Origin of the sequence: Pseudanabaena sp. UWO311, from assembly GCF_006937785.1 — a bacterium.
In the GTDB taxonomy this organism is placed as follows: Bacteria; Cyanobacteriota; Cyanobacteriia; order Pseudanabaenales; family Pseudanabaenaceae; genus Pseudanabaena.
On the sequence record NZ_SJEE01000002.1, the window covers coordinates 304,184 to 317,172 of the forward strand.

The 12,989-nt window shown below is 41.8% G+C and carries 11 protein-coding genes and 1 tRNA gene; 4 read left to right on the forward strand and 8 right to left on the reverse strand.

The features are described 5' to 3' along the window. Positions 1 to 28: 28 nt before the first annotated feature. Positions 29 to 3,232, reverse strand: a complete 3,204-nt coding sequence (locus tag PseudUWO311_RS03220) for a PAS domain-containing protein (protein ID WP_190303377.1) — start codon at positions 3,230 to 3,232, stop codon at positions 29 to 31. A 185-nt stretch (positions 3,233 to 3,417) separates the two neighbouring features. Beyond that, on the reverse strand, positions 3,418 to 4,038 hold the full coding sequence (locus tag PseudUWO311_RS03225; protein WP_142653631.1) for a hypothetical protein: 621 nt from the start codon (positions 4,036 to 4,038) through the stop codon (positions 3,418 to 3,420). 226 nt (positions 4,039 to 4,264) lie between these two features. On the opposite strand from PseudUWO311_RS03225, the gene PseudUWO311_RS03230 reads away from it, so the two are divergent. Continuing rightward, positions 4,265 to 5,215 (forward strand): histone deacetylase, encoded by a 951-nt coding sequence (locus PseudUWO311_RS03230; protein WP_142653632.1) that lies wholly within the window; start codon positions 4,265 to 4,267, stop codon positions 5,213 to 5,215. A gap of 150 nt (positions 5,216 to 5,365) precedes the next feature. Here the strand turns inward: PseudUWO311_RS03230 and rpsR are convergent, their stop codons facing one another. Then, the gene (gene rpsR, locus PseudUWO311_RS03235; RefSeq protein WP_055074037.1) at positions 5,366 to 5,587 is read right to left on the reverse strand and encodes a 30S ribosomal protein S18; all 222 of its coding nucleotides are present in this window, start codon (positions 5,585 to 5,587) and stop codon (positions 5,366 to 5,368) included. A gap of 44 nt (positions 5,588 to 5,631) precedes the next feature. Further along, complete coding sequence (gene rpmG, locus PseudUWO311_RS03240; protein WP_094535841.1) at positions 5,632 to 5,826, reverse strand: 50S ribosomal protein L33; 195 nt, start codon at positions 5,824 to 5,826, stop codon at positions 5,632 to 5,634. A 205-nt stretch (positions 5,827 to 6,031) separates the two neighbouring features. Between rpmG and PseudUWO311_RS03245 the strand changes: the two genes are divergently transcribed. Then, positions 6,032 to 7,069 (forward strand): aromatic ring-hydroxylating oxygenase subunit alpha, encoded by a 1,038-nt coding sequence (locus PseudUWO311_RS03245; RefSeq protein ID WP_223807428.1) that lies wholly within the window; start codon positions 6,032 to 6,034, stop codon positions 7,067 to 7,069. A 514-nt stretch (positions 7,070 to 7,583) separates the two neighbouring features. Here the strand turns inward: PseudUWO311_RS03245 and PseudUWO311_RS03250 are convergent. Beyond that, positions 7,584 to 7,655: transfer RNA gene (locus PseudUWO311_RS03250), tRNA-Ile, on the reverse strand. 93 nt (positions 7,656 to 7,748) lie between these two features. Between PseudUWO311_RS03250 and PseudUWO311_RS03255 the strand changes: the two genes are divergently transcribed. Next, a complete protein-coding gene (locus PseudUWO311_RS03255) occupies positions 7,749 to 8,495 on the forward strand; it encodes a hypothetical protein (RefSeq protein ID WP_142653634.1) in 747 nt (248 codons plus the stop codon). A 173-nt stretch (positions 8,496 to 8,668) separates the two neighbouring features. On the opposite strand, the gene PseudUWO311_RS03260 is transcribed toward PseudUWO311_RS03255, so the two are convergent. The 3 genes from PseudUWO311_RS03260 to map are packed head-to-tail and all read right to left on the reverse strand — an operon-like array spanning position 8,669 to position 11,399. After that, a complete protein-coding gene (locus PseudUWO311_RS03260) occupies positions 8,669 to 9,823 on the reverse strand; it encodes a LysM peptidoglycan-binding domain-containing protein (protein ID WP_142653635.1) in 1,155 nt (384 codons plus the stop codon). Between the two features lie 7 nt (positions 9,824 to 9,830). Further along, on the reverse strand, positions 9,831 to 10,505 hold the full coding sequence (locus PseudUWO311_RS03265; RefSeq protein ID WP_142653636.1) for an SDR family oxidoreductase: 675 nt from the start codon (positions 10,503 to 10,505) through the stop codon (positions 9,831 to 9,833). Between the two features lie 48 nt (positions 10,506 to 10,553). After that, positions 10,554 to 11,399, reverse strand: coding sequence for a type I methionyl aminopeptidase (map, locus tag PseudUWO311_RS03270; protein ID WP_142653637.1), 846 nt, complete (start codon positions 11,397 to 11,399; stop codon positions 10,554 to 10,556). Positions 11,400 to 11,553: 154 nt separating this feature from the next. Between map and PseudUWO311_RS03275 the strand changes: the two genes are divergently transcribed. Beyond that, the gene (locus PseudUWO311_RS03275; RefSeq protein WP_142653638.1) at positions 11,554 to 12,987 is read left to right on the forward strand and encodes a type IV pilus twitching motility protein PilT; all 1,434 of its coding nucleotides are present in this window, start codon (positions 11,554 to 11,556) and stop codon (positions 12,985 to 12,987) included. The last annotated feature ends 2 nt before the right edge of the window (positions 12,988 to 12,989 follow it).

Here is a 12,989-nt window from a genome sequence, read left to right on the forward strand (position 1 = left end):
GGAATAACGTCGGTATAGAAGATTAAAACTACCCTTGAGAAAGGGTAGTTTTAATCACAAAGTAAAATGTTGTACCTTGAGTAACTAGATCAGACTCCCAACCTAATGAAGGATTGCCCCCAACCTCCCCAAAACTCTCAACCCATATCTTTCCATCCATTAGCTCAATCAATCTCCTACTAATCGCCAAACCTAAGCCAGTACCACCATATTTTCGACTAATCGACGTGTCAGCTTGTGTAAAGGCTTGAAATAGGTTGGATATGCGATCGCTTTGAATACCAATGCCAGTATCAGTAACCGCAAATTTAAGTACATATTGTTGATCATTATCAGATAATGGGCTACCACTAACCTCGACTGACACCTTGCCCTGAGGAGTGAATTTGATGGCATTCCCAACTAGATTGATCAAAACCTGACGCAAACGAGAGCTATCACTGATTACCTTTAAAGGGACTTGAGAATCGATTGTATATTGCAGTTCAATCTTTTTATCTTTAGCTTGACCATTCATTAAATTGCAAACTGAACTTAAGACCTCAGACAAGACAAATTCTCTTTGCTCTATTTTAAGCATCCCAGATTCAATTTTAGAAAAATCAAGAATATCGTTGATGACCGCTAAAAGGACATCACCACTTTCGAGAATAGTTTGTACAAATTCTTCTTGATCTTCTGTAAGTTCGGTAGTGGCAAGTAACTGTGCCATCACTAAGACTCCATTCATCGGCGTGCGAATTTCATGACTCATGTTAGCCAAAAACTCACTCTTAGCTTTAGTTGCTGCTTCTGCATCTTCTTTCGCTTTAGCCAAAGCTATTTCTGAAAGCTTCCGTTCTGTAATATCCCTAGAAATTTGGATAACTGTATCTTCAGTCAAGGGTGAAATATTGGAAGAAAACCATATTTCTCTACCATCAATTTCTAAAATATAATCACAACTTGCCATTTGCTTGGTCGTCAAAGCTTTGTGAATGTTTTGCAAAATAAGATTAGCTACTTCCATCGGCAATTCTTCTTGAATTGGCTTACTTAAAACTTCCTCTTGAGTCCCTTTTAGATTCACGCCTTTAGTCGGAGCTACCTTGAGGCAACGCCCCTCTGCGTTGCGAACTAAGATTACATCAGTTAGGGCATTAAACAGAGTATTCTGCTCCATATATGCAGTTTTGAGATCGGCTTGACTTTCTCGCAGATCACTTTCAGTTTGTTTGCGATCGCTAACATCTATAGAGATCCCAGCCATGGCATAAATATTGCCTTGTAAATCACTAAGCGGAAACTTCGTTGCAAAAAAAGTATGAATTCCATCAGGGAATTCTACGCTTTCTTCGACTTGAATCGTGGATTTTTGTAAGATTGCTTGATGGTCGTTAGCCCGTAGACTATCGGCAACTTCTATAGGTAGAAAATCATAATCAGTTTTTCCAAACATTTCCGCTTGACTAATTTTCAATATCCGTTCAAATTCTCTATTAACATTTAAATACTTGCCATCTAGATCTTTGATATAGCTAATAGCAGGCATATTATTTAGAAATGCTTCTAATCTTGACTCGTTCTCAATGAGCGTAATTTCTAGTTGGTTGCGATCGCTAATATCTTTCATGACACCGATCACACAGTCCTGATCGTCTATACATATAGTACTAGCCGATATTAATACTGTTTTTCTCTGTTTCGTCTTTGTATGAACTACTGCTTCAAAATTTTGAATAATCCCTTTACTAATTAGGACTTCTCTATAATGATGGAGATCTTCAATATTCTCCCATAGTTCAAGTTGTACACATGTTTTGCCAATAATATCGCTTGAGTAAGCTTCTAGAAAATTACACAGACTTTGATTGACATATAAACATCTTCCTTCGGCTAATGTCGCAATCCATGCAGGATCGGGACTTACCTGAAAAATTGTCGAAAATTTGACTTCTGAATCTCGCAGAGAATTTTCCACTTGTGAAAATGATTGATGGAGTCGGGTAGACATCCAGTTAAACGATGTTGCTAGAGTTTTGAGCTCAGCAATCTCTACGTCTTCTGGTAAACTTTGCCAATTGCCCTTTGCGATCGATTCACTTGCTTTACTCAACCTCAATATTGAACGAGAAATCCATCGAGCTGTAAGTAACCCCATCCCAATTGCAACAAACACAATCAGTCCACAGAAAAGAATTGTCCAATTAGTATTTGTTTGAATCTCGGACATAAAGTCAGATTCTGGGATCACGATTACTGAGAGCCAATCTAAATCTTCAGTTCCAAATTCAGTTTTTAGCGGTGCGATCTGCGCAAAATATCGGATGCCATCCTTTTCAAATCGAAACTTTTGATGTTCAGAAATACTCTCTAGACGACCAAAACGTTCTTTTAAATGATTGACAGTTATTTGGGTTGTGGCATTTTGGCTATCAAAAGCACTTAGTCTCCGATGATCAGGATCAACATTTTTAGCGAGAGTCTCTTTGTCTTGCGTTAATGGTGTCAATGTACCCTGACGAAAAGGAATCTCCCCTGTTGACATACCAATCATCTGTCCATTGAGATCAATGATAAAGGCTTGTCCTGTTTTCCCAATCTTGAGTTTCTGGAGAAAATCTCCTAATTGGGTCAGAGATATCGAAGCTCCTAATACCCCCTGAAAGTTATTGTCACGATCGAAGAATGGTAAAAAGTTAACCGCAATAAGTGAAGGGTTATTTGGATTTGCCAAAGAAACATTTATCCTCCACAGCAATCGCCCTGCATTTTTGGTTTGTCCATACCAAGGATTATTCGGTGGATCGTTATGAGGATCATATGTAGTTGAGCGTCTGAGCAGCTTGAGGCGATTGCCGTCACTATCAGCTAAATAGTTATCCCATATGTTATTAGTTGATTTATCTCTTAGTCTAATCGCACGAGAACCATCATCTAATTTTTCTATGATGAGAATTTCTTTTTGCTCATTAGCGATCGCTAATGCGGATACTTCTGGAAAAATCTGCGATTGTTGCCAAAAATATTTCTCTACAGTCGCCAAATCTTGCCAGTCTAGAATTCCCAGCTTGATACTAGCAGCGTTATTGCGGTTGATTTCAGTTGGCTTGCGGAGATGATTAATAAGGTTCTGCTCGATGCGATCGCCTAATTCACTCATTACCTGACTTGCCATTTTATCGACTGCCATCTCGCTACTGCGATAGGACAAATAGCCTACCAAACCTACAGTTCCGATAATTTGTATCACAAACGGTACAAGCAACACCCAATAAAGCGATATGTTACTTAGCAAAAATCGTTTGCGCAGATCTTGAAAAGACATCTATAAATTTATGCCCATAGGTACATATATCTAAATTGTATAGCGATTATCAGTTGTAAAACCAATTTTTGAGTTGTCAGTAGCTACGGCGCTGACAACTCAAAAATTGGTTAGGAGGGTCGTACAAACCATAAACTCCGTTTGCCATCGTGAGAAATACAATCCAGAATTAGGTCTTTGACCTTAATTGGCAATCGCCCACTTCGACGAGATCTCCGTAAACTACTGGGAGAACATTCCAAAATTTTGGCAATCTCGGCAGTTGTCCAGAGTCGAGTAAACAAATCATCTGGGAAAGAAGACATACTCTGAGCGAGTTCTTTCCATGCCTGAACATAAATTTCAGTTGCATCAGTATGCTGGATTATTGTTTCGTTGTCATTGCTATTGTCTAACTCTACTAAAGCAGGAGGTCTTGGATCTAATTCGCCAAAAATTTCAGTGTCAATATAAACTTGAACATTGAAGATGTCGTCCCAACTTTTAAGAAATTCCTCTTCATTTTCTGTTTCTAAATTATTTTGGTCGCTTCCTAAGGACAGATCTGTTAAGAATGGTTTATCTGTGCCTCTTTTTACTGTAGAGATCAGATTTTCTAGGGATTCGATTATATTCTGTTTGTTATGTTTTTTGTAGAGACTAATAATCTCTTGGATGGATCGGGCAAGCTCTTTTGGCACGGCTTGCATCTCTACATCTGTTTGCTGCATTGGCGGTAAGGGATCGACCACAGGAAAGACCCAAGTAAAATTACTGTGGAACTAAGTAACTTGGCATAATAAAAAATAAATTCAAAAACTTTACTGCCCGCTGCGGGTAAATTTTTTGCAGTTTTATATTTAATTTTGCTTAGCTACTTATAAAAGATTTCAAACAAATCCACGATTTTAAAAGTATAACGCTAGTCTCTATGGTGACAACAACTATTCATTGATTTGGCGATCAGCAAAAGCACGTATGTTTTCAAATACCTTTTCAACTTCTTCAAAATTTACCAATAAATTCCCAATAATTTATTCTGACAGTTTTCTGAGTCATGATACTGGGATTTATCACCCAGAAAAAGCTGGTCGTCTTACAGCCATAGTTGAGGCTCTAAAAAATTCAGCGATCGCCTCACAATTAGTCTGGCAAGAACCAACTGATCGACAAAATATCCTAAAAGAAGTTCTTCGTTTTCACACTCAAGAATATCTTGAAACTTTGCAGGCAATTACCGAGCGCGGTGGTGGCTACATTGATGGCGATACAATCGCTTCGCCTCAAACTTATGATGTTGCCCTACTTGCCCTCAGTGCATGGCTTGATGGTGTTGATGTTGTTTTAGAGTCAGGTCGCCCATCCTTCGTACTAGCACGTCCCCCTGGTCATCATGCGCGTGCTCATTCGGGCATGGGTTTTTGCATTTTTGGAAATGCGGCGATCGCCGCCATGTCTGCAATTGATCGATTAAATCTCAAGCGTGTTGCCATTCTTGACTGGGATGTCCATCACGGCAATGGGACACAGGAGGCTGTCTGGGATCGTCCAGACATTGCCTATGTCTCAACGCATCAAGCACCGTTTTATCCGATGACAGGTCGCAAAGATGAGACAGGAAATCATGACAATATTTTAAATATCCCAATGCGATCGGGTTCAGCGATCGCAGAATATTTGCCTGTGTTTGAAAATCAGATCATGCCGTTTTTACGAAATTTTGATCCCGATCTTTTAATTGTCAGTGCAGGATTTGATGCAAATGCTGATGATCCTTTGGCAAGTATTTTGTTAAATCCAGAGGATTTTGGCACATTTACGAATCTGTGTTTAGAGCTAACCACAAAAATCTTATTTGGGTTAGAAGGCGGCTATGACTTTGATAGTCTTTCGCGATCGGTCATTGCCGTAATCGAGCAATGCCTATAAAGAATAAAGAGACGCGCTGAGTCTCTCTATTTCTTATAAAAAAGGACGCATCACGTCCTTTTTTAACCTTCTTTGCCTATAAAAAATAGAGAGACGCATTGCGTCTCTCTATTTTTTTAAAAGTAAAGGACGCATCGCGTCCTTTACTTTTTAACCTTCTTTGTTGATGAAAGGCAGTAATGCAACTACACGAGCTTGTTTAATCGCTGTCGTCAATGCACGCTGTTGCTTTGCAGTTAAACCTGTAATGCGGCGAGGCAAAATCTTGCCACGCTCAGTGATGTATTTACGCAGTAATTCGACATCTTTATAGTCGATTTTGGCAGCAGGCGCGATCGGGGAGAGGCGCTTGCGATAAAAAGAGGAGTTCATTGCCATGATTGGGATTACGCGGTTTTAGTTATTGGATTAGTGGACTATTTGATTTCTTTATGGACGGTATGAGAGTTGCAATGAGGGCAGAACTTTTTGAGTTCTAATCTTGCGGTTGTATTACGACGATTTTTCATGGTCGTATAACGAGATACACCAGGCGATCGCTTGTTAGCATTAGTGCGACATTCGGTGCACTCTAATGTAACTACGAGACGGACACCTTTGTTTTTAGCCATTTTTTTAGTTGTGAGATTACTTAAAAGTGCGATCTACAATTGTTACACAAAAATACACCGATTTGAAATTTTCAATTTAGAAGATTTTTGAAAGTTTCAAATCGGCTAGATAGTGGAGCGATGGGGTTCGTGCAAAGTTATACAGAATTGATTTTTATATCGCTGTAACGTCAGAATTGTAGATTAACGCACAAGAGTGATGTTTATGGTAGCGACCCAAGAAGTATATTTGCCACGCAATTGCACCTTTAGCCAAACTGATTGGCAAGCGCTTGCACCCTTCTGGTATCCTGTTGCCTTCTCCCATGAAATCACATCCGAAAAGCCCTATGGCACGCATCTATTAGATGAGCGCTTAGTAATCTATCGAGTTTCCGATGGTACGATTATCGTTGCCAAAGATCTATGCCTACATCGAGGCGCACCCCTAAGCTTGGGCTGGATTGAAAACGATCGTCTCGTTTGTCCTTACCATGGAGTGCAATATGACTGTAATGCTAAATGTGTTTACATTCCCGCCCAGCCTGAAGCGACAATTCCATCACGACTCAAACTTAAGACATATCCAGTTATGGAACGCTATGGGTTAGTCTGGACAAGGTTGATAGATAACGGTTCAGTTCCATTTCCTGAATTAGATGAATGGGAAGATCCAGACTACATTCAGGTATTGCCCAATTCCGTGGATTTAAATGCGGCAGCAGGGCGGCAAGTAGAAGGATTTTTGGATGTTAGTCATTTTGCCTTTATTCATGCTAAGTCCTTTGGCGAAGCTGATAATCCTGAAGTTCCAGACTACACGATTGAGCAAACTACCTCTGGATTCAAAGCCGACTATATCAGCACTGTTAGTAACTATGCTCATGGCATGAAGCACTTAGCTCCATCTAATTTTTTATGGCGCAGGCTATTTGAACTGTTTATTCCTTTCACCGCTAAGTTAACTGTTTTTTTCCCCCATGGTAAATTGCATGTTCTCAATGCAGCTTCACCAATCTCTGCCCGTAAAACGAGATTATTCGTACCAATTTGTCGGAACTTCGATAAAGATGCTCCGCTACAAGACACCCTCGATTTTAATGATCAGGTGTTTTATGAGGACAAAGCGATCGTTGAGGAGCAATGGCCCGAAGATTTGCCTATTCGTCTTGCTGATGAGGTACATATTGCTGGCGATAAGAGTTCCATTACTTTCCGTAAGAAGCTGGCAGCTTTAGGTTTAGGCGAATCTTTTACGTCCTAGTTCGCGATCGCCATTTGAGCCTTGTTCTACATGGCTCAAATGGCGAGAAATTGTAAGAATCAAAAAGCGATTCTTACAATTTTTCGGCTTAAGATTGCATCACTGGAATGAATTATTAGCCTGAATAAGGTAATGAGGAGTGGTGAACAACAATGCGTAGCTTACCGCTATCATCCTTAAAGAACTGCTAAGTCTTGTCTACAGTAACGACATTGCCTTCTTTAAGCGTTAGATATTTCTGCTTGCCTTCAAAAAGCTGTCTTGGCAACCTTAGCTTCAGCCGCCCTTGAAACACTACCCAAATAAATGAAGGCGGCGCTTCGCGCCGCCTTCATTTATTTGGGTTTTATGTCATAAGTAAAACTTTCATTGCTATACATTTGACTATGAACTCGTTTGCTTATGACTATGACAACAAAACTCATAGTCATAAACAAGCTAAATGTGTCTAAAAGTGTCCAACCGTGTAAGTGTTTACACGGTGTAAGTTAGTCTTAGTGGCTTGTATTGGTTATCCAAGGTGTCGGAATCGAACCGACATATCAACGATTATGAGTCGTTTGCTTTACCAGTCAGCCAACCTTGGGCATATTGTGATTATAGACGTAAGTATTATATGCTATCAAGCAAGCTACCTTGCAGGTTGCCTAATAGCAATTATTAGCTAAACAAGTTTGTGATGGCAACACCCCAACCCCAAAAGCGAATCCGCAAGAAAAAAAAGCCACCTAAGAAATTTAGACTAAGTTATAGTCTGATGCTCTTGTTTGCCATGATCATTGTGGGATCTGTGGCTGGACTAGTCGCCTTTAGTTTTGGGAAACAAGCACTAGAGGGCGTTAATCCTTCACCTGCGGGAATAAAATTGCCTAAGGCAAGTCCAGTCTCTAAGCCTAAAGAGTCCCCAAAAGCATCACCTCAAAGTCAAACTGATGGTAAAACTTCTTTTCTCTTAGATGAAGCTGAAGTTATTGCCGAAATGAAAACCCGATCGCAGCAAGAGTTAGGCGGACTAACTCGACCAGCTTTTGTGGCAAAGGCAAATATTAGCGATCGCAAAAAAATCTATACCAGAGTCGATCGCGCCTATAACTCAATGCGTGATCCTCTAGCAGTTTCTGCCGATGCTGATGATCGGATTGCGGCAAGGATTGCGGCTCTAAGGCAGAGGGTTTACACGAGCAGTCGTACTTACGACAGTAGCTTTGAGCGATCTTATGCGAATGGTAGCAATAGTCCAGCTTTACTCTCTACATCTGTAGAGCTACATCCTATTCGTAGTCGCTGGGAAGACCGTGATACATCTGTTGTAGGTAATCCTAGACAAGTCTCTGTCGAGGTCATTGAGGCTGCACCACAGCCAACTGGCAGCTTTTTTATTCCTGCGCAACAAGCACCTAGCTCTGCTGAAGTAAATCGACGTTAATACAAAAGCACAAAATGGCTACGCCATTTTGTGCTTTTAAAACCCTTACAGGGTTTGTTTTTTCATTCACAAAAGTGTGACAACACTTTTGTGAATCGGTATAACTGCGCGAGAAGCGCTGCTTGTCTCCACTTCTTGTTAGTAAAAAGGGCTTGTGAAGCAAGCCCTTTTTACTAAGTTGATCTTGATTGACGGTTAGAGCGAAATGAAAATCTTTGCGGAGAAAGATTGCCAGTCGCGATCGATTGTCTTGCTAGTTCAGCGCGTTCGCGTGATTTCGTCATCGCACTTGCGCCGCCAAAGGTTTCACGTAGAGCTAAATAATTTTGGATAATCAGCGCTTCATTATCAGTAGATCCTTGCGCAACTTGAGCAGGAGTTAGACGCGATCGCGCGATCGCATCAGCAACGCAGGGAATGACATGGCTAGGACGGTTGACATGGTGATCGAGCAGGAGCGCCACCGCAAATTCTGAGCTTAGGATTTGCGAAAGAGTAAAGCCTTGTAGCGTTTGGGTAGGCGTAAAATAAAATCGATCAAGTCGTGAAATTGCGTGTACTACTTGTACTGATTGCACTAGCGCATCCATGCCTGCGATCGCAAATCGTAAAGCCCAAAGTGGTTGTCGCATTAAGTTTTTATCAGCAGCACTCACTAGGCGATTACCATTAAGAGACATCCAACCCGTGATCCCATCTAGTGATGTTACATCCAAGCCAAACTGACCAAAATAGTATTGAAATTCAGATGGATAGCGCCTTTTGAGATTATTAAGTAATGCAGGTAGCTCGCCCTGTTGCTCCGCCGCTCCCAATGTCCACTGGAATATCCCAAAACTTAAGTACTGGCTGTCCCAAGTATTAATCGCATCAAGGCTGCCTTCATTTGCTGACGTTACCAGCATTACCTTGATTTCTGAAGGACTCATCTGCACCTGTTGCAATAAGCCTGAGCCATAGGCGATAAAGTCGCGTAGTTTAAAAATACCTAGCCGATACAGTCCTAAATCTCTAGTTTTGGCAAATGGCTCTTGTTGCCCAGTATTTAATAATTTGGCAATTACATCACTGCCAACAGTGGTAAAGGAAATTGCAATTTTATTGGGTGGATAAACTCCCTGCAATGTATTCCTGACCATGGCGACCTCAGGATTTCGAGCGCTCGGTGGAGTTACCACGGGAATCAGCAGCTTCTGACCAATTTGTAAACTTGCAGGATTGGTAATGTTATTAATCCGAGCAATCTCGCGCCAGTCAGCATTTGCGCCCAAAAAACGTTTCGCGATCGCAGATAGGGTATCTCCAGCTCTAACAATATATTCCTGCATAGCTGTCTCACAAATCGAACGTTTCAAACTCTAATGATTTAAACAACATATTGCGATCAATTGCTGAAAAAACTTTATTATTTGCCCTGTCAGAAGTTACGCAATTACAAACTAACTTAGCGACATCAGCACGATGGATAATTCCCGCAACCGTAGGATTTTCTGTCAGCACAGCGTTACCTGTAGCAACTTCCGACTTCAATCCACCAGGGCGAATAATTGTGTAGGTTAAGCCACTAGCAACTAGGTGCTGTTCAGCTTTTTCTTTTTCCTTGAGAATTGCGCCCAATGTTAGCAACACTTGCGGCGCGATCGCCACCACGCTATTGCCACTGCCAATTGAAGAAACCAGAATAAATTTCTTGACTCCCGATTTAACAGCAGCATCAATTAGATTTTTATTGCCCTCACAGTCAGCACGTTCACCGCGATCGCTTGGCAAACCACCCATAGTCGTAATTACTACATCGATCTCTTTACCTTCCAACGACGCTTCAAGGTCAGCAGGATTTAGGGCATCACCAAACATTACCTTTGCACCCAGAGCTTCTAACTCGACGGCATAGGTAGGATTGCGGAGCAATACTTTTAAATTTACGGATGGTGGCTCATGCTCTAGCAATAGTTTGGCAATTTCACGCCCAACTCCGCGACTGGAACCAGCTAAAAAAATATTTTGCATAAATTTCTATCAAAAAAGCTTTGCTTTGCACAGCTTTTTTGATCTTGATTAAACTTTAGAGCGATCGGTAAAAATTTCATAACCAGTTTCAGTCACCAAAACAGTATGTTCAAACTGAGCCGAAAGTTGATTGTCCACAGTTACGGCTGTCCATTTATCCGACAAAATCCTTACTTGCTTTGAACCAGCGTTTAAAATTGGCTCGATCGCTAAAGTCATCCCTGGGCGAAAGCGCACATTTGGTAACTGATGTGTACGGAAATTAAATACTGAAGGCTCTTCGTGTAGATTTCGGCCTACTCCATGACCAGTAAAATCTTCGACGATTGCAAAACCATTTGCCTTCACATGATCCTCAATTGCCCCAGCCAAATCGAGCATACAATTACCTGGCTTCACCTGTTCAATGCCCTTAAAAAGAGCTTCCTCAGCTACACGCATTAGCTTAGCTGCCTTCTCACTGACATTACCAACTGCTAACGTAATGCAAGAATCCCCATGAAACCCATTTTTAAATGCGCCAGTATCAACCTTGACCAGATCGCCTAGCTTAATCACTTTTCTCGCATTGGGTATGCCATGTACGACTTCGTTATTAATGCTAGTGCAAAGACTTGCAGGAAAGCCGCAATAACCCTTAAAGCTAGGGACAGCACCCATCTCCCGAATCCGCTTTTCAGCATGAGCATCAAGATCCATTGTAGTCATCCCAGGAGCAATGATCTCTGAAATTTCCTTGAGTACTGTCGCCACAATGCGAGATGATTCACGCATATAGTCCAACTCGCGTTGAGACTTAATTTCAATACCTTTGGTTTGCTTAGGAGTTGATTGCTTTGCAGGCTTTTTGCTTTCTGCGCTCGGTTTAGATCGCAGGGCACTGAGAATATTCATTAATTATTTGAGGATAGTATTTACAAGGGCTAATATATTTTTAGCCTATTAAGTAACAGGATTGGTTATTTTTAGGTCAAATAGCAGAATTTGAATAGCAAAAAGCTCCTCATCAAACCTGAACTCCAACTACAGCACTTTTCGAGGTTCAACTATGACGCAATCTGGGATGCCTCCCGTACCGCCACCTTCTTCTGGTGGTGGTGTGCCACAGCCACGTACAAACCCCGCCGCACCCGCCCAGCAGCGTGTCGCTCCTCCTAGCAATCCTCAAGCACCTCCCAATAATCCACAAGCACAGCAACAAGCTCGTGCGGCGTTGACTCCTGAACAACAGCAACAAGCACTGGCTGCACAGCAAGCCCGTGCGGCGGCGGCGGCTCGTCAGGCTCAGATGTCAATTCCGACAGATACACAAGTCACTAGTGTGCCACCGCCTCCAAATCCACGTCCCCCAATTCGTCCAGGTCCACCTCCAAACTTACCAGGGCTGGGTGTACCATCGATTTTGCAGCGTAGTACAGGGCAACCCACCCTTGCCCAGATTGTCAAAGATGCCCATGAGCAAGGATGTTCAGATATTCATGCTGGGATAAATGAACCAGTAAGATTTCGGAGTCGGGGCTTAATGGTCACACAGGAGCAATATCCTGTGCCAGACAAGCAGACTTTTGACACTTGGTTGACGGAAATTATGGATGATAAGCAAATCCAGCAATTTCGGGACACCTTAGAATTTGATGGTGCAACTCAGTATGAATTTGCCCGTTGTCGGATCAATATTTTTGATTCGTTGCGTGGAGCAGCCATGGTGTTGCGATTGATTCCTCTAAAGATTCTTTCAATTGATCAGTTGGGGTTGCCAGAGGTATTCCGAGAGCTTTGCTATACCCATAAAGGGCTGATTCTGGTAACTGGTCCTACTGGTTCAGGGAAATCAACTACCCTAGCGGCGATGGTGGACTTTATCAATACGGAAATGCAGAAGCATTTAATTTCCATTGAAGATCCGATTGAATTTGTACATCAAAGCAAAAAGGCGCTGATTAAACAACGGGAAGTTGGCATCCATACGCTCAAGTTTGATAATGCTCTGAAGGCAGCTTTGCGCGAAGATCCTGATATCATTCTGATTGGGGAAATGCGCGATAAAGAAACTGTTAACACTGCCCTGAAGGCAGCCCAAACAGGTCACTTAGTATTTGGCACATTACACACAAACAGTGCTGTTAAAACTATTGAGCGGATTCTCAATCTTTATGAACCTGAACAGCAGGGTCCCATGCGGATTCAAGTTTCAGAATCTTTAGTGGGAGTTATCGCTCAGTCATTGGTGCGGACTACGGATGGTAAGCGGGCAGCGGTGCATGAAATCATGATCAATACTGATGCTGTGCGTGACTATATCAAGCGCGGTGAAGTGGATGAGATTGAGGCGTTAATTCCTAAATGTACTTATGAAGGAATGGTAAATATGAATCAATCACTCTATAAGCTCTACGAAGATGGTCGGATTACCGAAGAAACTGCGGTAGAGAACTCTCCGAAGCCCAATGAAATGGCACAAATGTTACGTGGTCGAATGTAAAT

Excerpts from the sequence above, each read along its gene's own strand:
- PseudUWO311_RS03230 (WP_142653632.1), top strand. The coding sequence starts at position 4,265 with ATGTTTTCAAATACCTTTTCAACTTCTTCAAAATTTACCAATAAATTC.
- rpsR (WP_055074037.1), bottom strand. The coding sequence starts at position 5,587 with ATGAACTCCTCTTTTTATCGCAAGCGCCTCTCCCCGATCGCGCCTGCT.
- rpmG (WP_094535841.1), bottom strand. The coding sequence starts at position 5,826 with ATGGCTAAAAACAAAGGTGTCCGTCTCGTAGTTACATTAGAGTGCACC.
- PseudUWO311_RS03245 (WP_223807428.1), top strand. The coding sequence starts at position 6,032 with ATGGTAGCGACCCAAGAAGTATATTTGCCACGCAATTGCACCTTTAGC.
- PseudUWO311_RS03255 (WP_142653634.1), top strand. The coding sequence starts at position 7,749 with ATGGCAACACCCCAACCCCAAAAGCGAATCCGCAAGAAAAAAAAGCCA.
- PseudUWO311_RS03260 (WP_142653635.1), bottom strand. The coding sequence starts at position 9,823 with ATGCAGGAATATATTGTTAGAGCTGGAGATACCCTATCTGCGATCGCG.
- PseudUWO311_RS03265 (WP_142653636.1), bottom strand. The coding sequence starts at position 10,505 with ATGCAAAATATTTTTTTAGCTGGTTCCAGTCGCGGAGTTGGGCGTGAA.
- map (WP_142653637.1), bottom strand. The coding sequence starts at position 11,399 with ATGAATATTCTCAGTGCCCTGCGATCTAAACCGAGCGCAGAAAGCAAA.
- PseudUWO311_RS03275 (WP_142653638.1), top strand. The coding sequence starts at position 11,554 with ATGACGCAATCTGGGATGCCTCCCGTACCGCCACCTTCTTCTGGTGGT.